The sequence below is a fragment of the Klebsiella sp. RHBSTW-00484 genome, from assembly GCF_013705725.1.
Classification (GTDB): domain Bacteria; phylum Pseudomonadota; class Gammaproteobacteria; order Enterobacterales; family Enterobacteriaceae; genus Klebsiella.
On the sequence record NZ_CP055481.1, the window covers coordinates 3,666,149 to 3,684,259 of the forward strand.

19 protein-coding genes are annotated in these 18,111 nt (G+C 52.9%); 1 reads left to right on the forward strand and 18 read right to left on the reverse strand.

Annotation, left to right across the window (positions count from 1 at the left end):
- Positions 1 to 202: 202 nt before the first annotated feature.
- Genes ycfP through hinT form a run of 6 tightly spaced genes read right to left on the reverse strand, consistent with a single transcriptional unit; the run spans position 203 to position 4,007 of the window.
- Positions 203 to 745: an alpha/beta hydrolase YcfP gene (ycfP, locus tag HV213_RS17485; RefSeq protein WP_112216810.1), complete on the reverse strand. Its 543-nt coding sequence runs from the start codon at positions 743 to 745 to the stop codon at positions 203 to 205.
- A 36-nt stretch (positions 746 to 781) separates the two neighbouring features.
- On the reverse strand, positions 782 to 1,792 hold the full coding sequence (gene nagZ, locus HV213_RS17490; protein WP_181482677.1) for a beta-N-acetylhexosaminidase: 1,011 nt from the start codon (positions 1,790 to 1,792) through the stop codon (positions 782 to 784).
- Between the two features lie 31 nt (positions 1,793 to 1,823).
- Entirely contained in the window at positions 1,824 to 2,642 is an 819-nt protein-coding gene (thiK, locus tag HV213_RS17495) for a thiamine kinase (protein ID WP_181482678.1), read from the reverse strand.
- On the reverse strand, positions 2,623 to 3,249 hold the full coding sequence (gene lpoB / locus HV213_RS17500; protein WP_167492879.1) for a penicillin-binding protein activator LpoB: 627 nt from the start codon (positions 3,247 to 3,249) through the stop codon (positions 2,623 to 2,625). Before lpoB ends, thiK begins: the two co-directional genes overlap by 20 nt.
- 21 nt (positions 3,250 to 3,270) lie before the next feature.
- A complete protein-coding gene (locus HV213_RS17505; protein WP_181482679.1) occupies positions 3,271 to 3,645 on the reverse strand; it encodes a YcfL family putative periplasmic lipoprotein in 375 nt (124 codons plus the stop codon).
- Positions 3,646 to 3,650: 5 nt separating this feature from the next.
- Complete coding sequence (hinT, locus tag HV213_RS17510) at positions 3,651 to 4,007, reverse strand: purine nucleoside phosphoramidase (RefSeq protein WP_041144975.1); 357 nt, start codon at positions 4,005 to 4,007, stop codon at positions 3,651 to 3,653.
- Between the two features lie 353 nt (positions 4,008 to 4,360).
- Between hinT and fhuE the strand changes: the two genes are divergently transcribed.
- The gene (gene fhuE, locus HV213_RS17515; protein WP_442788170.1) at positions 4,361 to 6,544 is read left to right on the forward strand and encodes a ferric-rhodotorulic acid/ferric-coprogen receptor FhuE; all 2,184 of its coding nucleotides are present in this window, start codon (positions 4,361 to 4,363) and stop codon (positions 6,542 to 6,544) included.
- 42 nt (positions 6,545 to 6,586) lie between these two features.
- Here fhuE and HV213_RS17520 read toward each other — a convergent pair whose 3' ends face one another.
- The 12 genes from HV213_RS17520 to HV213_RS17575 form a co-directional block, all read right to left on the reverse strand.
- Positions 6,587 to 7,312: a hypothetical protein gene (locus HV213_RS17520; RefSeq protein ID WP_181482681.1), complete on the reverse strand. Its 726-nt coding sequence runs from the start codon at positions 7,310 to 7,312 to the stop codon at positions 6,587 to 6,589.
- A 186-nt stretch (positions 7,313 to 7,498) separates the two neighbouring features.
- The gene (gene ptsG, locus HV213_RS17525) at positions 7,499 to 8,932 is read right to left on the reverse strand and encodes a PTS glucose transporter subunit IIBC (RefSeq protein ID WP_181482682.1); all 1,434 of its coding nucleotides are present in this window, start codon (positions 8,930 to 8,932) and stop codon (positions 7,499 to 7,501) included.
- A 299-nt stretch (positions 8,933 to 9,231) separates the two neighbouring features.
- Positions 9,232 to 10,026 (reverse strand): metal-dependent hydrolase, encoded by a 795-nt coding sequence (locus tag HV213_RS17530; RefSeq protein WP_181482683.1) that lies wholly within the window; start codon positions 10,024 to 10,026, stop codon positions 9,232 to 9,234.
- 10 nt (positions 10,027 to 10,036) lie between these two features.
- Entirely contained in the window at positions 10,037 to 11,041 is a 1,005-nt protein-coding gene (gene holB / locus HV213_RS17535; RefSeq protein WP_181482684.1) for a DNA polymerase III subunit delta', read from the reverse strand.
- The gene (gene tmk, locus HV213_RS17540; RefSeq protein ID WP_181482685.1) at positions 11,038 to 11,679 is read right to left on the reverse strand and encodes a dTMP kinase; all 642 of its coding nucleotides are present in this window, start codon (positions 11,677 to 11,679) and stop codon (positions 11,038 to 11,040) included. Before tmk ends, holB begins: the two co-directional genes overlap by 4 nt.
- Positions 11,669 to 12,691, reverse strand: a complete 1,023-nt coding sequence (yceG, locus tag HV213_RS17545; RefSeq protein ID WP_181482686.1) for a cell division protein YceG — start codon at positions 12,689 to 12,691, stop codon at positions 11,669 to 11,671. The genes tmk and yceG overlap by 11 nt, the downstream gene beginning before the upstream one ends.
- A 2-nt stretch (positions 12,692 to 12,693) precedes the next feature.
- Entirely contained in the window at positions 12,694 to 13,503 is an 810-nt protein-coding gene (pabC, locus tag HV213_RS17550) for an aminodeoxychorismate lyase (RefSeq protein WP_181482687.1), read from the reverse strand.
- A 143-nt stretch (positions 13,504 to 13,646) separates the two neighbouring features.
- Entirely contained in the window at positions 13,647 to 14,888 is a 1,242-nt protein-coding gene (gene fabF, locus HV213_RS17555) for a beta-ketoacyl-ACP synthase II (protein WP_110277122.1), read from the reverse strand.
- 89 nt (positions 14,889 to 14,977) lie between these two features.
- Entirely contained in the window at positions 14,978 to 15,214 is a 237-nt protein-coding gene (gene acpP / locus HV213_RS17560) for an acyl carrier protein (protein ID WP_000103754.1), read from the reverse strand.
- A 210-nt stretch (positions 15,215 to 15,424) separates the two neighbouring features.
- Positions 15,425 to 16,159, reverse strand: a complete 735-nt coding sequence (fabG, locus tag HV213_RS17565; RefSeq protein ID WP_004131399.1) for a 3-oxoacyl-ACP reductase FabG — start codon at positions 16,157 to 16,159, stop codon at positions 15,425 to 15,427.
- Positions 16,160 to 16,171: 12 nt separating this feature from the next.
- Positions 16,172 to 17,101, reverse strand: coding sequence for an ACP S-malonyltransferase (gene fabD / locus HV213_RS17570; RefSeq protein WP_181482688.1), 930 nt, complete (start codon positions 17,099 to 17,101; stop codon positions 16,172 to 16,174).
- Positions 17,102 to 17,116: 15 nt separating this feature from the next.
- Positions 17,117 to 18,070: a beta-ketoacyl-ACP synthase III gene (locus tag HV213_RS17575; protein WP_112216823.1), complete on the reverse strand. Its 954-nt coding sequence runs from the start codon at positions 18,068 to 18,070 to the stop codon at positions 17,117 to 17,119.
- Positions 18,071 to 18,111 lie beyond the last annotated feature (41 nt).

Genomic DNA, 18,111 nt, shown 5'->3' on the forward strand with positions numbered 1-18,111 from the left:
TTAAAAGTTATAACAATAGCCTTTAATTAACAGCAGGTTACAGCAATGAAACCATCTAACGAGATCGAGAATAACATGAACGGTGCATTGGTCATACCAAAATTGATATGCATCAAGTTTTACCGCATATTTTTTGAGCGCACAGTCGCATAACTGGATAAAAAAAGCCCGCGGTGTTTTCACACTGCGGGCTGGAGGAGGATCAGCCGAGGGTTTTAAAGGCTTTTATTCGCTGAAGATGAGGAGAGATATTTTTAAACTTGTGAGTCTGCTCTTCATCCCAGATGATCTCGTAGTAATGATGCAGCAAATCCGCCGAACGCTGGCTATTCAGCGCTTCGTCCTGACGCGAGAGCACTACCAGGCAACGATCGCGATTTTTTTCACGGAAGTTATTCACGCACTTAGTGGCGATATCCGCATACTCTTCCGGCCGGTCAATCTTGCCTTCCATATTTTCATTGGGGAACAAATTTGGGTTCAGAATGGCCTGACGGATATCACAAAGAAAACCAATCCGTTCAGCCCAGAAACCGCCAAGGCCCACGCCGCAAATGAGCGGGCGATCGTCAGCACTCAGCTGTAGCATCTTGTCGACCTCTTTCAACAAATGCTGCATATCATGTTTGGGATGCCGCGTGCTGTAGCTAATCAACCGGACGTCCGGGTCGATAAACTGTAGCTGAAGCACCTTCTCATGGTTACCGGGGCTGTTTGAGTCAAAACCATGTAAATAGATAATCATCGCATCCTCACCAGACAACAACGCCTTTCAGGTTTATTACGCGGATTTCGCCTCTTGCCAGCGCTCGTGAAGCTGTTCGAGCTGCGCGCTTATCGTTTTCCAACGGGCGGAATCCCTTAACTCCTGACGACTAAAAGAACCTTTATGATACAATTTCGTAACACACTCTGTTTTGATCGGCGACAGGTTATCCAGCACGCTGACCGCACCTTTACGATTATTGCAGACCAGGATCATATCGCAACCCGCATCCAGCGATGCCTGCCCACGCTCGGCATAGCTGCCCATAATCGCCGCCCCTTCCATCGACAGATCGTCAGAGAAAATAACCCCGTCAAAGCCCAGTTCACCGCGCAAAACCGTCTTCAGCCAGTGCGCTGAACCGCTGGCCGGACGCGGGTCAACGTCGCTGTAAATAACGTGAGCAGGCATAATGGCATCCAGCCGCTGCTCAGTGATAAGCGTGCGGAACACCGCCATATCTTTAGCGCGAATCTCCGCTTGCGCGCGCGGGTCACGCGGCGTCTCTTTGTGTGAATCTGCGGTCACCGCGCCGTGACCTGGGAAGTGCTTACCGGTAGTTTTCATTCCCGCACCGTGCATTCCGTCAATAAAATGACGGGCTATCACCAGCGCTTTGTCGGGGTCTTCATGATAAGAACGTTCGCCGATGGCGGCGCTGATATGCCCAACGTCCAGCACCGGCGCAAAGCTAATATCGATATCCATGGCGATCATTTCGCTGGCCATCAGCCAACCGGCCTCTTCTGCCAGCTTACCGCCCTCTTCCATGCCGAGCAGCGCGGCAAAGGATTGCGCCGCCGGCAGGCGGGTAAAACCCTCGCGGAAACGCTGCACGCGACCGCCTTCCTGGTCAACCGCCACCACCAGATGGTTGCGCGAAGCCTCGCGGATCTGGCGAACCAGCTCACGTAACTGCGCTGGATCGTGGTAGTTGCGGGTAAACAGGATTAGCCCGCCAACTAAGGGATGCGCCAGAATCTCACGCTCTTCCGCATCCAGTTCAAAACCTTCGACATCCAACATTACCGGGCCCACACATACCTCTCTTATCTTTTTATTCTTTCTCTAACTGACGCCATATCTCATTCGCCAGCGCAATAAACTGTCGATCGCCGGTTTGTTGCCAGCGTCGCTCATACCAGCCTGCCATCAGCAGACGTACCCATGGACGCCAGCGCTGTATTTGTCGCCATAGCTGAAGCTCATCAATATGCGCCAGCCTCGCGTACTCTGCCGCTAGCTGGCGGTGCGCCACGGGCTCAATCCATACCGCAGCCAGCTCCAGCGCGATATCACCATCTCCGGCATATTCCCAATCAATAAGCCGCAGCCCACCCTCGCTATGGACAATATTGCCCGCGTGAACATCCATATGTAATGGCGCGAGACGCAACGGCCGAGGTTCGCCGCGTAGCAACAGTTGCTTATGCCAGCGTAACCATAACGGCGTGCGCCGGGCGGAATCGCACTGCTGCCAGTAAAGCTCAAGCAATGGGCTCAGCGTAATACGCCAGCCAAAGCGTGGTTGCCGGTGCAGATGATACAGTAACCCCGCAAGCGCCGGACACTCCGGCAGTGCGTTTGCCACGTCACCGATGAAATATTCCACCACCATCCAGGCAGGAGAATAAAAAAGCGGAGCCGGAGCAAGCGTTGCAGGGAGACGGGAGAGCGCATGGTACTGGCGACGAAAATGACAGATTGGTGCCTGCATATCATGCGGCTGGCGCAGAACCAATCTTTGTCGACCATCGCTGATGACACAACTGCCGCCGCTCAGACCGTTTTCAGTCAGCGCGGCGACAGGTGAAAAGCAAGGAAAAAAGCGCGACAGCACTTCGTCGCGCGTAAGCTTATTGTTGCTGAACCGCACCTTTACCTGACCAGATAATTTCGCCAGTTTGCACCAGCATCAGTTGCATTTTCAGCTCAGGCGAGTTGACGTTGCCGGTCGCGTTGGAATAGAGCACATACTGTGCGCCAACGGTACGGGCAATGCCCATCGCCTTACTGCGGCTGCCGAGGCTATCCTGTGGCGACAGGCCAAGCTGCTGTTTGGCGACGCCGAGCTGCTGCTGCGATACGAGGGTAAATTTACCGTTACCCGCCAGCGCGTTGTGTAATGCGGTTGTCGCCTCAGCGGCGTTCAACGTGCCGTTGGTGCGGTTGTTTACGCTATCAATCAGCAGAATACTACCTGCTGTCACGCCGCCCGCTTGCAGCATTTGTCCAACCATCGGCTGCACTGCGCTGCTCCAGTCATAATGACGCACGCGCGGGGCCGGCTGCGCTGGCTCCTCGCCATGTTCAATTGGGCCTGGCTGCGTAGGTATCACAGGAATACTTGGCACAGTCGGCTGCGGCTGAACAGGTTGCTGCGGTTTTGGCTGTGCTTCCTCAACGGGAGCCGGCTGCTGACCTGGCCCTACGCACCCGGCAAGGAATATCGCCAGTGCGGTAACAAGTGCATAGCGACACATTTTAATCATTACGATGACCTCTTACAGATAAAGATAAAGTCGGGCCTTGTGCGCCCCCAGAATATTGGCGCTGCCGTAAAGCGTGACCGAGGAGTGCGCGGGAACCGTTATGCTGCGCGCCGGTTCAAGTGGATGCATCTCCAACCCTCTGGCGTCATACCAGAAAAAGCGATAATGCACAGTCACCGGTACCTGGCGCTCGTTAAATAGTCGTGTGGTCGCCGTCGCTTGTATCTCTGAGGCGGTCACCGTCGGTACTTCAGCGCTAATCCCCGCCGCCAGTACGTTAGATTCCATCACCAGACTTTGCTGATCGCTGACCGGTATTTCCGGATGCGAACTGCATCCAGCCAGGAGCGTCGCGGCCAGAAGTGCGCCGAAATGGGCTGCGCGCATGGGTATTAACCTTTGTGGGCCAGCATTGGACCTAATGGACGCCCACCCAGCAGATGCATGTGGATATGGTAGACCTCCTGACCCCCGTGGCGATTGCAATTGACGATCAGGCGGTAGCCATCGTCGGCAAGCCCCTCGTCGCGGGCAATTTTCGCCGCAACGGTCATCATCCGGCCAAGAGCCAGTTCATGCTCCGTAGTCACATCGTTGACGGTTGGAATCAGGATATTAGGAATGATCAGAATATGGGTCGGCGCCTGCGGGGAGATATCGCGAAAAGCGGTGACCAGCTCGTCCTGATAAACAATATCCGACGGGATCTCCCGGCGAATGATTTTGCTGAAAATCGTTTCTTCTGCCATGACTGATTCCTTATTAATTTTTATACCGTGCTCTGGCCTGCCCCTGCAGATAAACGCGGATGCACAGGATTCGCTTAAGAGTATGAGCGAGTTACTCCCACTCTTTCAACCTGAAAGCGTTTTTTCTTACGCGACAAAGGACTTAGCTGCTGACTGATTAATCATTTCGCATGTTCGCCATTTTCACTAGCCCACCCAAAACCATTCACCACACATATTTTACCTCTGTTTACATATTAAATATTAATGCGTATATTTCTCATTTGTATTCACATTGAATGCAACGCGCTTTCGATCGACCGCGGTCACAGAGCCTCGGCGAATAATAATTATCATATGATCAAGGGTTTATGATGTCTCTCTCCACCAACACCCGGGATGGGCATATTGCGCCATCTCTGCTTGCCATGGGCATAGCGCTGGCGCTCTTTCCTGACCTCGGCCAGGCCGCCAGTAAGTCCGAAGAAACTCTCATTGTAGAAGGTTCCACAGATACCGCTTCCAGTGCTCAAGAGCAGGATTACAGCGTCAAAACCACCTCTGCCGGGACCAAGATGGAAATGGCCCAGCGCGATATCCCACAATCGGTCAGCATTATCACCGAGCAACGGATGCAGGATCAGCAGTTGCAAACCCTTGGCGACGTGATGGATCACACGACCGGGATCAGCAGCAGCCAGGCAGACTCCGATCGCACCAGCTACTACTCTCGCGGCTTTCAAATTGACAACTACATGGTCGATGGTATTCCGACCTGGTTTGAATCCCGCTGGAATCTGGGTGACGCCCTTACCGATATGGCGCTGTTCGAACGAGTGGAAGTCGTGCGTGGCGCCAATGGCCTGCTGACAGGTACGGGCAACCCGGCCGCGTCAATCAACATGATTCGTAAACACGCCACCAGCCGCGAGTTTAAAGGCAATGTCTCTGCGGAGTACGGTAGCTGGAACAAGCAGCGCTATGTTGCTGATATGCAGAGCCCGCTGACCGAAGACGGCAACGTGCGTGCGCGTATTATCGCGGGCTATCAAAATAACGACTCGTGGCTCGATCGTTATAACAGCGAAAAAACCTTCTTCTCCGGCATTCTTGATGCTGACCTCGGAACCTCAACCAGTTTATCCGCTGGCTACGAATATCAGCGTATCGACGTGAATAGCCCAACATGGGGTGGCCTGCCGCGCTGGAATACCGATGGCAGCAAAAACCACTACGACCGTTCTCATAGCACCGCCCCTGATTGGGCCTATAACGACAAAGAGATCAACAAAGTTTTCGTCACGCTGAAACAGCGCTTTGCCGATACCTGGCAGGCGACGATGAACGCGACCCACTCCGAGGTCAAGTTCGACAGCAAAATGATGTACGTCGATGCGTACGTCAATAAAGAGACCGGGATGCTGGTGGGGCCTTATGGCAATTACGGTCCGAGCTTTACCTACGTTGGCGGGACCGGCTGGAATAGCGGCAAGCGTAAAGTCGACGCCGTGGATTTGTTTGCAGATGGCGGCTACGACCTGTTTGGTCGCCAGCACAACCTGATGATTGGCGGCAGCTACAGCAAGCAAAATAACCGCTACTTCAGCTCCTGGGCAAACGTATTTCCGGATGAGATCGGTAATTTCTATGACTTTAATAGTGCCAGCTTCCCGGAAACCAACTGGGGACCGCAGAGCCTGGCGCAGGACGATACCACGCGAATGAAATCGGTATATGCGGCGACTCGTATCTCCCTGCTTGATCCGCTGCACCTGATCCTTGGCGTCCGCTATAACAACTGGAGTATCGAGACGCTGACCTACAATATGGAGAAAAACCATACTACGCCATACGCCGGTCTGGTTTACGACATCAACGATAACTGGTCGGCCTACACCAGCTACACCTCCGTTTTCCAGCCGCAGAATAAGCGTGATAGTTCCGGTAAATATCTGACCCCGGTTACCGGTAATAACTATGAAGTCGGCCTGAAGTCCGACTGGATGGACAGCCGCCTGACCACCACCCTCTCCATATTCCGCATCGAACAGGATAACCTCGGCCAGGCAACCGGCGGGCAAATCCCTGGCAGCAACGGCGAAGCGGCCTATAAAACCGTCAATGGTACCGTAAGCAAAGGGGTGGAGTTCGAAATCAACGGCGCACTTACCGATAACTGGCAGATGACCTTCGGCGCGACTCGCTTTGTTGCCGAGGATAATGAAGGCAACGCGGTGAACCCTAACCTGCCGCGTACCAGCGTCAAGCTGTTCACCAGCTATCGCCTGCCGGTGATGCCTGACCTGACCGTCGGCGGCGGCGTTAACTGGCAAAACCGTGTTTATAAAGATACCGCTACCCCTTACGGAACTTTCCGTGCGGAACAAGGCAGCTACGCGCTGGTGGATTTGTTTACCCGTTACCAGGTCAGCAAAAACTTTGCCTTGCAGGGCAACGTCAATAACCTGTTCGACAAAACCTACGATACCAACATCGACGGTTCCATTGTGTACGGCGAGCCGCGCAACTTCAGCATTACGGCCAGCTATCAATTTTAACTAAACTTACCGGGAGCCACATCGCTCCCGGTTAATTGGATACTAATACCCGTCATTCAACTCTTCCGGAATCAGATAGTTACCAGAGTCCTCACTGTACGAAATAAGGTACTTTTTATTTATTTTTGTTTTCTGCCGATAGCCGGATGAATGGATCGTTAGAGCATAAAAACCGGCAGTGCTTTGGCTCTCATCAACGGTTAATTGGTTCTTAATCTCTTCGGTTTCGCCATTCGCAAAGGCACCTTCATTGCTCATCCAGGAAGTCCAGTTAGCAACAGGTATAAATTTCCCCTCGCTAAAAACCTCAAGCAGATCGTGCGATTGCCCATAGCCTTGATTCATACTTGAAATTATTGAATGTACAGCCCACTTGTCTAGTCCAATATTGGCTACTCCATCAAAATGACCGCCAAAATTTTGGCGATCAAATAGCAACTTCAAGCCCTGTGAAGTTTGTTGAAGTACATAGTAGTCCGTAGGCGCAGGTTGATTATCATAAGATATCTGCTCCATATCCGGGCACATTACGACAAGATATAACCCAGCATTCTGATTAACGACTTTGTCATAACACACATAATAGTCAGCAATCCCCTGCTCATCCGCCGTTTTTTTATGCCAGGGGGATGCGGCGTTATTTCCGGGCTGATAATAGTGCCTGATGACATCATCACCGTTGTTATAAAAATCATTGGCAACGCTGGTGCCAGGCAAAAAGAGTGAAACCAATAATGAAGCGCTAAGCACCAGCTTGAAAAAAGACATATGCGTTCCGTTTGTAAAGAAATCCCTTCAGAAGCGGAACATTACTGCTTTTCTCCGATTTATTTAACCCACTATCGGGCATCCATTCTCTGTTTCAGATTTTAACCATGATAGCGACAAGCATTTCCTGCAAACAGACGTAAAAAAGGCAGCCATTTGGCTGCCTTAGTCTCCCCACATCACAACTTAGTTGCTGCGGATGTACTCATCCATTTCAGTTTTCAGGTTATCGGATTTGGTACCGAAGATTGCCTGAACACCTGAACCTGCAACAACCACGCCAGCAGCGCCCAGTTTTTTCAGGCCAGCCTGATCAACTTTCGCTACATCCGCCACGCTAACGCGCAGACGGGTGATACATGCGTCGAGGTTAGTAATGTTTTCTTTACCGCCGAAGGCTGCAATCAGGGCCGGAGCCATTTCGCTGGTCGCGCCAACTTTGCTGTCTTCAGTTGAATCTTCACGACCCGGCGTTTTCAGGTCCAGCGCTTTGATCAACACGCGGAATACCACGTAGTAAACAATCGCGTAGCAAATACCGACTATCGGGAACAGCCACAGTTTGCTGCTGTTACCGGACAGAACGATAAAGTCGATCAGACCGTGAGAGAACGAGGTACCGTCACGCATACCCAGCAGGATACAGATTGGGAATGCCAGGCCTGCCAGAATCGCGTGGATGATGTACAGGATCGGTGCAACGAACATGAAGGAGAACTCGATCGGCTCGGTGATACCGGTCAGGAACGAGGTCAACGCTGCGGAGATCATGATACCGCCCACTTTCGCGCGGTTTTCCGGTTTAGCAGAGTGCCAGATAGCGATGGCTGCAGCTGGCAGACCGTACATTTTGAACAGGAAGCCGCCGGACAGTTTGCCCGCAGTAGGGTCGCCCGCCATGTAACGAGGGATGTCACCGTGGAACACCTGACCTGCCGCATTGGTGTATTCACCAATTTGCATCTGGAAAGGAACGTTCCAGATGTGGTGCAGACCAAACGGCACCAGGCAGCGCTCGATGAAGCCGTAGATACCAAACGCGACAACCGGGTTCTGATAAGCAGCCCACTGAGAGAACGTCTGGATAGCAGTACCGATCGGCGGCCAAATGAAGGAGAGCACGATGCCCATAAAGATCGCGGTCAGACCAGAAATGATCGGCACGAAACGTTTACCGGCGAAGAAGCCCAGATACTCAGGCAGCTTAATACGGTAGAAGCGATTAAACATGTACGCCGCGATTGCGCCCGCAATAATACCGCCCAATACGCCGGTATCTGCAAGGTGTTTAGCCGCAATCTCTTCAGCAGGTAAATGCAGAACCAGAGGCGCTACCACCGCCATGGTTTTCACCATGATGCCGTAAGCGACAACCGATGCCAGCGCAGATACGCCATCGTTATTGGTGAAGCCTAACGCAACACCGATAGCGAAAATCAGCGGCATATTGGCGAAGACCGAACCGCCCGCTTCTGCCATAACATGTGAAACGACTTCTGGCAGCCAGCTGAAGTTTGCGGAACCGACGCCCAGCAGGATACCTGCGATAGGCAGTACGGATACCGGTAGCATCAGCGATTTACCGACCTTCTGCAGGTTAGCAAATGCATTCTTAAACATAATTGAGAGTGCTCCTGAGTATTTGGTGCTTTTTTACGTTTTCACGCATTGGCCCGGGGGGGGAGAACCGCGCCGTGGACAGGACGTCTAAGCGCCCTTTATTTATTACACAGAGTAAAATAATTAGCGGAATGATTGTTTGACGGCTATCACGTTTCAATCAGCCTTCAGGTAAAAACTTACACTGTTTTACATAACACGTGTCTGAATGTTGCCAAAAAAGCTTCACCGCCCCATTTGTGGCGGTGAACTTTACTCGCTTTGAGTATTAATTACGAGCCTTAAAATAATAAGGAAGATCAGGCAGGTTGTAGCCGGGCGGGGTCAATATGAAAAAGCGTTGCAAAGTTTTCCGTGGTACGTTGCGCCAGCGTATCCAGCGAGACACCTTTCAGAACGGCCATGTACTCAGCAACGTCACGAACCATCGCCGGTTGGTTCTCTTTACCACGGTGCGGTACCGGCGCCAGATACGGCGAATCAGTCTCCACCAGCAGGCGGTCGAGTGGCACATAACGCGCGGCATCGCGCAGCTGTTCTGCATTACGGAACGTTACAATACCGGAAAACGAGATATAGAACCCCATGTCCAGCAGCTTACCCGCAGTCTCCCTATCTTCAGTGAAACAGTGTAGTACGCCACCGCAATCCGTCACTTTTTCTTCGCGTAAAATTGCCAGCGTATCGGCGCGGGCATCACGAGTATGCACAATAACCGGCTTGTTAAGTTCCCGACCGATACGAATATGATCGCGGAACGACGTCTGTTGACGTATTTTGGTTTCTGGCGTGTAGAAATAATCCAGCCCGGTTTCACCCATCGCCACTACCCCCTCTTCCGCCGCAAGTTTGCGCAACTCCTCGACGTCGTACTCTTCATCCTGATTTAACGGATGCACGCCACAGGAGAAAGCAACGCTGCCACTCTGTCCCACCAGCTCGCGCATACTGCGATACCCTGGTAGCGTCGTGGCAACCGCAAGGCAAAACTTCACATCGCGCGCGGCGGCTTTTGCCAGCACATCGTCCACATTTTTATGCAGCGTTTGATAATCCAGGCCATCAAGGTGGCAATGGGAGTCGACTAAAAACATGATGTCTCTCTCAGAGATGGGATACGGGAAGTACCGCCCCGGGTTGCAGGTAATGTTCCCAGCGCAGAAGGCGCTCGGTTAGCAGTAGTTCGCGGTTAACACCAACAACGTTTAATAGCTGCTCGCGGCAGAAGCTCACGTCGCGCGCTATCGCTTGTAAACGTGCGGCAGGGAGCGTCTGGGCCAGTTGATTCACCAGCGTCCAGACGTCCGGGTTACTGACAAGCGTAATCCCCTGCTGTCTTTTTTGCGCATCAACCAGCAGCGATGCCAGCCAATGCAGGCGAACTGCGGCCTGTTCGTGATTTAAAATAGGTAGCAGCGTCAGCCAGTCACCCTGAGTTAAAACGTTTGCCAGCGTCTGACAAAGCTGTTGACGCGCAGTCCAGTGCACATCCTGGAGCAGCTCCAGAGCTGCCGCTGGCGCATTCGCGCTAAGACGCAGAGCAGCAAGTAATGCATCTTGTGACATTGTCACTTCACGCTCTAACCACGCCAGCGCGTACGATTCCGGAGGCGGTGTGAGGTGATGTAAACGGCATCGACTGCGCAACGTCGCCAGCAAACGCGCGGGTTCCTGGCAAGCGAGAAAGAACCAGGTATTCTCCGGCGGTTCCTCCAGCGTTTTCAGCAACGCGTTGGCCGCCGCGTCAGTTAGCATGGCGGCATCGCCGATCCATATCACCTTCGCGCCGCCCAGCCGGGCGTGTTCGTAGAGCTTTTCGTTGACGTCGCGCACGGCATCAATACCGAGCGAACTCTTCCCCTTTTCAGGAGACAACGCATAATAATCAGGATGAGTACCCGCCTGCATCAGCTGACAGCTGCGGCAATGGCCACAGCTTTTATGCCCTTCCGGTTGTCGGCACATCAGGAAGCGGCACAGCGCATAAATCAACGCATCGCTCCCCATGCCCGGCAATGCCTGGACCAGTAGCGCATGGTGACCCCGTCCTGCCTGGTAGCTGGAAACTAGCTGTTCGAAAGACGGGCGTAACCACGGATACCATTTCATGCACGCTGCTCCAATACCCACTGGCTCACTACCGCACGAATATCACGTTCCACAGCTTCCAGCGGCTGCGTGGCGTCCACGGTGCGAATGCTGGGGTCAAGTGCGGCCAGCTCAAGGTAGCGTGCGCGGGTGCGGTTGAAGAAATCCAGGGATTCCTGTTCGATACGATCAAGATCGCCGCGAGCGCGAGCGCGCTTGAGTCCCACCGCTGGCGTCACATCAAGATAAAGGGTCAAGTTGGGACGAAAATCGCCCAGCACCGCATCACGCAGGGTTGCCAACATGGTTTGATCGATACCACGACCACCGCCCTGATAGGCCTGGGTAGAGAGATCATGACGATCGCCAATTACCCACTGACCGCGGGCCAGCGCCGGTTTAATCACCGTCTCAACGAGCTGCACGCGGGCCGCATAAAACATCAGCACTTCAGCTTTGTCATTGATAACTTCATCGCCGGTTGACTGAATATCCAGAACCAGGCTGCGCAGCTTCTCGGCCAGAATGGTGCCGCCCGGCTCGCGGGTGAACACCATATCGCTAACGCCCAGCTGTTTTAGCGTCTCTACCACCAGATTACGTGCGGTGGTCTTCCCTGCGCCTTCCAGGCCCTCGATGACGATATAGTTACTGCGCATTTTTTTCCTTAAGTACTTTCAGATAATCCTGCACCGAACGGTTGTGGCTGGTCAGATTGGTATTGAACGTATGACCCCCTTTTCCGTCGGCGACAAAATAGAGATACGGCGTTTTTGCCGGATGGGCAGCGGCATTCAGAGAAGCCTCTCCCGGTGCGGCGATAGGCCCTGGAGGCATGCCGTTAATGACATAAGTATTGTAAGCCGTTGGGGTTTCCAGGTCTTTACGCGTTAACTTGCCATTATAACTCTCACCCATCCCATAAATCACGGTCGGATCGGTTTGCAGACGCATGCCAATACGCAAGCGATTGATAAAGACCGATGCCACGCGATCGCGCTCTTCAGACACCGCCGTCTCTTTTTCAATAATGGAGGCCATTGTCAGCAGTTGGTTCTGATCTTTATACGGCAGATTATCCATCCGCCCTTCCCAGGCTTTCTCAACCGCAGCAACCATTTTCTGATGCGCTCGCTTAAGGATCGCCACATCGCTGGTATTGGCGGTATACATCCAGGTATCCGGCCAGAACCAACCCTCTACCCAGTCCGCATGCTCCAGATCAAGGGCCTTCGCGACGGTTTCATAGCTGTCATCCGCCAGCGTATGTTTCACATAAGGCGCATCGCGAAGCTGTCGCAGATAGTCGTTTACCCGCATACCTTCGACAAAGCGCAACGGAAACTGGGCTTCTTTCCCACTGGCCAACAGTTGCAGCATCTCACGTACCGTCATGCCTGGCGTGAAACGATATGTCCCAGCTTTAAAGTGGGAGAGCTCAGGTTCAATACGCAGCAACCACTGGAACACCCGCGGCCGGTTAATGACTTTATCGCCGTAAAGCTGCTGGCCCAGCGCGATGCGCCCGGTGCCCGTTTCAAGAGTAAAGATGGTCTCTTCTTTAATGAGTAACTTGCTATCCGCCAGTTGGCGAACTTTCCACATGCCGACGCCCGCAGCAATGCCCAGCACCACTACCAGCAACAGGATGAAACGTAACATTTTCTTCATGACTAATCAGACAGCTCACACAATGGGGCTAAAAAATGGTAAAGCTCGCGCGCGGACAAACATGTGTCGTCCCAACGGCGAACCGGCACCAGCGGCATTAATGCGTTACAGATAAGCACTTCGTCGGCTTCGCGTAGCGCATCGGGACGCGTAGTCACTTCGACAACGCGAAACGGCGATGGTGCCAGCGTTGCGAGAATGTGCTGGCGCATAATACCGTTTACTCCCGCCTGATCGAGGCGCGGGGTAAAAACATCAAATCCTTTACGCCAGAATACGTTCGCGGCACAGCATTCCGTAAGCCACCCTTCACTGTCAAGAACCAGTGCTTCATCAGCGTCCGTCTGCTCAAGATGAGAGCGGATCAGTACCTGCTCCAGGCGGTTAAGGTGTTTTAGTCCGGCAAGAGAAGGATTACGTCCCAGCCGAATGGGACTTAGCGACACAGAAACCCCTTCTTCTCGCCAGCGGGCATAATGGGCAGGATATGGCGACACGCTAAGAATTCGGGTAGAGTTTGTACAGCCCACAGTGCTGTATCCACGGCCGCCGGCGCCACGAGTGATCATCACCTTCAGAACCCCCTCCTGACACGGCTGCGCCAGACGTTGCATCTCCTCGGCTAATACTTTCCAGTCGCTAAAGGTAATAAAGAGTCTTTCACAGGTGGTTTGCAGGCGCGCCAGATGAGCAGGCAGAAATTGTACACAGCCCCCAATTATTCGAGCTGTCGTGAAACAACCATCACCAAACTGCACGCCGCGATCGTTCACCGCAAGCGTTTCACTTTCAGTGCCATTTATCAAAAACATAAAGGACTCCTTATCGCTGGTCGGTCAGTGTCGCAGGAGGAAAGATACGGTTCAAGCGGAGAAAGCCGAATAAAAAAGGCCCGACAAGCGGGCCAATTTTTGATGGGCATTAACGGCATAACTAATGTTGCGCCAGGCGCGCATCAGACCTTTTTAAAGATCAGCGAACCATTTGTACCGCCGAAGCCGAAGGAGTTACACAAGGTATACTCCATACCGCTAACCTGGCGTGCTTCGTGCGGGACGAAGTCGAGGTCGCAACCATCATCCGGGTTATCCAGATTGATAGTCGGCGGAACAGCTTGATCGCGCAGCGCCAGGATAGAGTAGATAGACTCTACTGCACCCGCGGCACCGAGCAAGTGGCCGGTCATTGATTTAGTCGAGCTGACCATTACGCGGCCGGCGGCATCACCGAAGACGGACTTAACGGCCTGCGCTTCTGCTTTATCGCCAGCAGGCGTTGAGGTACCGTGCGCGTTGACGTAGCCAATCTGGCCTGCATCGATACCCGCATCACGGATAGCGTTAACCATCGCCAGTGCCGCTCCAGCGCCATCTTCCGGTGGCGAAGTCATATGGTAGGCATCGCTGCTCATACCAAAGCCGACAATTTCAGCGTAGATTTTCGCACCGCGTTTTTTGGCATGCTCGTACTCTTCCAGCACGACCATTCCCGCGCCATCACCCAGCACAAAACCATCACGCTCTTTGTCCCACGGACGGCTTGCCGCCTGAGGACTGTCATTGCGAGTGGAGAGCGCACGTGCTGCACCAAATCCACCAACGCCCAGTGGGGTACTGGCTTTTTCTGCACCACCGGCAACCATTGCGTCAGCATCACCGTAGGCGATAATGCGCGCGGCTTGACCAATATTGTGTACGCCCGAAGTGCAAGCGGTCGCAATGGAAATACTCGGTCCACGCAGACCAAACATGATGGTCAGATGCCCGGCCACCATGTTAACAATTGTGGAAGGAACAAAGAATGGGCTGATCTTACGCGGTCCGCCTTTTACCAGCGAACTGTGGTTTTCTTCGATCAAGCCGAGGCCGCCAATACCGGAACCAATAGCGGCACCGATGCGGGTAGCATTCTCTTCCGTCACTTCAAGGCCAGAATCCTGCATGGCCTGAATGCCAGCGACAATTCCATATTGAATGAATGCGTCCATCTTGCGCTGTTCTTTGCGCGAGATGAAATCATCACAGTTAAAATCCTTTACTAAGCCAGCAAATTTCGTTGCATAGGCGCTAGTATCGAAATGGTCGATCAGGCTGATGCCACTCTGACCGGCAAGGAGAGCTTTCCAGGTAGACTCTACGGTATTGCCGACAGGAGACAACATGCCCAGTCCGGTCACAACTACACGACGCTTAGACACGGTTGTCCTCCAGGGAGGGAAAATAGATTCTTGTGGGACAAAATGTAGATAAAACTCAGGCGGTCGAATGACCGCCTGGAGATGTTCACTTACGCCTGGTGACCGTTGATGTAATCAATGGCAGCCTGAACAGTAGTGATTTTCTCAGCTTCTTCGTCCGGAATCTCAGTATCAAACTCTTCTTCCAGAGCCATTACCAGCTCAACGGTGTCAAGAGAATCAGCGCCCAGGTCTTCAACGAAGGAAGCATTGTTGGTAACTTCTTCCTGCTTAACGCCCAGCTGTTCGCCGATAATTTTCTTAACGCGTTCTTCGATAGTGCTCATACTCTTAAATTTCCTATCAAAACTCGCTTTCGCGATGGTTTTCGTAGTGTATAAAATGTTGAAAAATTTGCAACTAAATCCCGGCAGGTCTTACCACGATTTTACGCTATTTTGCGGCTTTTTGCCCTCATAACGCAAATCATTTTGCACAAAACATTACTGTGAATCGCACGGACTGCGCGGTTCCTGAGCGTTTTGCACAAATCTCGGTCAGACCATATACATCCCGCCGTTGACGTGCAAAGTTTCACCGGTGATGTAACTCGCTTCGTCAGAAGCTAAAAATGCAACCGCACTGGCGATTTCATTTGGAGAGCCGAGGCGCCCCGCAGGAACTGCCGCCAGAGTACCCGCACGCTGCTCATCGGTCAGCGCACGTGTCATGTCCGTTTCAATAAAGCCCGGAGCAACAACGTTTACAGTAATACCGCGTGACGCAACTTCGCGAGCCAGTGATTTACTGAAGCCAATCAGACCCGCTTTCGCCGCAGCGTAGTTGGCCTGACCTGCATTTCCCATGGTACCAACCACAGAACCGATAGTGATAATACGTCCATGACGCTTTTTCATCATAGCGCGCATTACCGCTTTTGACAGACGGAAAACAGATGACAGGTTGGTTTCGATAATATCGTTCCACTCATCATCTTTCATGCGCATTAACAGGTTATCACGAGTAATCCCGGCATTGTTCACCAGGATATCAACTTCACCAAATTCTGCGCGAATATTTCCCAGAACAGATTCGATAGATGCCGGATCGGTCACATTCAACAGCAGACCTTTGCCATTGGCACCTAAATAATCGCTGATCGCCTGCGCACCGCTTTCGCTGGTTGCAGTACCGATAACTTTCGCGCCACGGGCAACGAGCGTTTCAGCAATTGCGCGGCCAATCCCGCGACTTGCACCGGTAACCAGCGCGATTTTTCCTTCAAAACTCATGGTTTTCCTCTTTTATTGCTCAAGCGCCGCAGACATGGCCGCCGGCTCGTTAAGCGCGGAGGCAGTCAGGGTGTCAACAATACGTTTAGTCAGGCCGGTGAGGACTTTACCCGGCCCCACTTCATACAGATGCTCAACGCCCTGTGACGCCATAAACTCAACGGTTTTGGTCCACTGAACCGGGCTATACAGCTGGCGGATCAATGCATCACGGATAGCATCAGGTGTAGTTTCACACTTCACGTCAACGTTGTTCACAACCTGAACAGTCGGCGTGTTAAAGGTGATTTTTTGTAATTCAACGGCCAATTTTTCAGCAGCAGGCTTCATCAATGCACAGTGGGACGGCACGCTGACCGGCAGCGGCAACGCACGTTTAGCGCCCGCAGCTTTACACGCTGCGCCAGCGCGCTCTACGGCTTCTTTGTTACCGGCAATAACAACCTGTCCCGGCGAATTAAAGTTTACCGGAGAAACCACCAGGCCTTCAGCAGACTCTTCACAGGCTTTCGCAATTGATGCATCGTCAAGACCAATGATAGCTGACATTGCGCCGGTACCTTCTGGTACGGCTTCCTGCATGAATTTGCCACGCATCTCAACCAGACGCACCGCATCGGCAAAATCGATAACGCCCGCACAGACCAGTGCAGAATACTCACCCAGGCTATGACCCGCCAACAGCGCCGGTGCTTGACCACCCTGCTGCTGCCAGACACGATACAACGCGACGGATGCTGTCAGCAGCGCCGGTTGTGTCTGCCAGGTTTTGTTCAGTTCTTCCGCTGGGCCTTGCTGTACAAGCGCCCACAGATCGTAACCCAACGCCGCAGAGGCTTCACGGAATGTCTCTTCGACTACCGGGTAAGCGGCTGCCATATCGGACAGCATCCCGACGGTCTGAGAGCCCTGTCCCGGGAACACAAAAGCAAATTGCGTCATGTTTAAATCCTTATACTAAAAACGAACCAGCGCGGAACCCCAGGTGAAACCACCACCAAAGGCTTCCAGCAGAATGAGCTGACCACGCTGGATACGGCCATCACGAACGGCCTCATCCAGCGCGCAAGGAACAGAGGCTGCTGAAGTATTACCATGTCTGTCGAGAGTAACCACCACGTTATCCATCGACATCCCCAGCTTTTTCGCCGTGGCGCTGATAATACGCAGGTTGGCCTGATGCGGCACCAGCCAATCCAGCGCAGAACGCTCGAGGTTATTCGCCGCCAGGGTCTCATCAACGATATGCGCCAGTTCGGTCACGGCAACTTTAAAGACTTCGTTGCCCGCCATCGTCAGATAAATTGAGTTGTCAGGATCAACGCGATCGGCGTTCGGCAGCGTCAGCAGTTCACCGTAGCTACCATCCGCATGCAGATGCGTAGAGATAATACCCGGCTCTTCAGAAGCGCCCAGCACAACCGCACCAGCGCCATCGCCAAAGATGATGATGGTTCCACGATCGGTCGGATCGCAGGTTCGCGCCAGCACATCAGCACCAATGACCAGCGCGTAATCAACCGCACCGTTTTTAACGTATTGATCGGCGACGCTCAGCGCGTAGGTGAAACCCGCACATGCAGCAGCAACGTCAAACGCCGGGCAACCCTTAATGCCCAGCATTGATTGAACCTGGCAAGCAGAACTTGGAAATGCATGGGTACCGGAGGTGGTCGCAACAATAATCAGACCAATTTGTTCCGGCTTAACGCCCGCCATGTCCAGTGCATTCTTAGCGGCTGCAAAGCCCATCGTAGCAACTGTTTCATTCGGTGCGGCAATACGACGCTCACGGATACCTGTGCGAGTGACAATCCACTCGTCAGACGTATCTACCATGTTTTCTAGTTCAGCGTTCGTACGCACGTGCTCAGGCAGATAACTGCCGGTACCAACAATCTTCGTATACATGTACGCTCAGTCACTCTTGGGTAATATACCTGGCTTACTCA

Bases quoted from the DNA above. Each gene is read 5' to 3' on its own strand.
- yceG (WP_181482686.1), bottom strand. From the start codon at position 12,691: ATGAAGAAAATGTTACGTTTCATCCTGTTGCTGGTAGTGGTGCTGGGC.
- fabD (WP_181482688.1), bottom strand. From the start codon at position 17,101: ATGACGCAATTTGCTTTTGTGTTCCCGGGACAGGGCTCTCAGACCGTC.
- HV213_RS17530 (WP_181482683.1), bottom strand. From the start codon at position 10,026: ATGTTTTTAGTCGACTCCCATTGCCACCTTGATGGCCTGGATTATCAA.
- HV213_RS17575 (WP_112216823.1), bottom strand. From the start codon at position 18,070: ATGTATACGAAGATTGTTGGTACCGGCAGTTATCTGCCTGAGCACGTG.
- pabC (WP_181482687.1), bottom strand. From the start codon at position 13,503: ATGTTTTTGATAAATGGCACTGAAAGTGAAACGCTTGCGGTGAACGAT.
- ptsG (WP_181482682.1), bottom strand. From the start codon at position 8,932: ATGTTTAAGAATGCATTTGCTAACCTGCAGAAGGTCGGTAAATCGCTG.
- tmk (WP_181482685.1), bottom strand. From the start codon at position 11,679: ATGCGCAGTAACTATATCGTCATCGAGGGCCTGGAAGGCGCAGGGAAG.
- HV213_RS17520 (WP_181482681.1), bottom strand. From the start codon at position 7,312: ATGTCTTTTTTCAAGCTGGTGCTTAGCGCTTCATTATTGGTTTCACTC.
- HV213_RS17505 (WP_181482679.1), bottom strand. From the start codon at position 3,645: ATGCGCGCAGCCCATTTCGGCGCACTTCTGGCCGCGACGCTCCTGGCT.
- hinT (WP_041144975.1), bottom strand. From the start codon at position 4,007: ATGGCAGAAGAAACGATTTTCAGCAAAATCATTCGCCGGGAGATCCCG.
- fhuE (WP_442788170.1), top strand. From the start codon at position 4,361: ATGTCTCTCTCCACCAACACCCGGGATGGGCATATTGCGCCATCTCTG.
- ycfP (WP_112216810.1), bottom strand. From the start codon at position 745: ATGATTATCTATTTACATGGTTTTGACTCAAACAGCCCCGGTAACCAT.
- fabG (WP_004131399.1), bottom strand. From the start codon at position 16,159: ATGAGTTTTGAAGGAAAAATCGCGCTGGTTACCGGTGCAAGTCGCGGG.
- acpP (WP_000103754.1), bottom strand. From the start codon at position 15,214: ATGAGCACTATCGAAGAACGCGTTAAGAAAATTATCGGCGAACAGCTG.
- lpoB (WP_167492879.1), bottom strand. From the start codon at position 3,249: ATGTGTCGCTATGCACTTGTTACCGCACTGGCGATATTCCTTGCCGGG.
- holB (WP_181482684.1), bottom strand. From the start codon at position 11,041: ATGAAATGGTATCCGTGGTTACGCCCGTCTTTCGAACAGCTAGTTTCC.
- nagZ (WP_181482677.1), bottom strand. From the start codon at position 1,792: ATGTTGGATGTCGAAGGTTTTGAACTGGATGCGGAAGAGCGTGAGATT.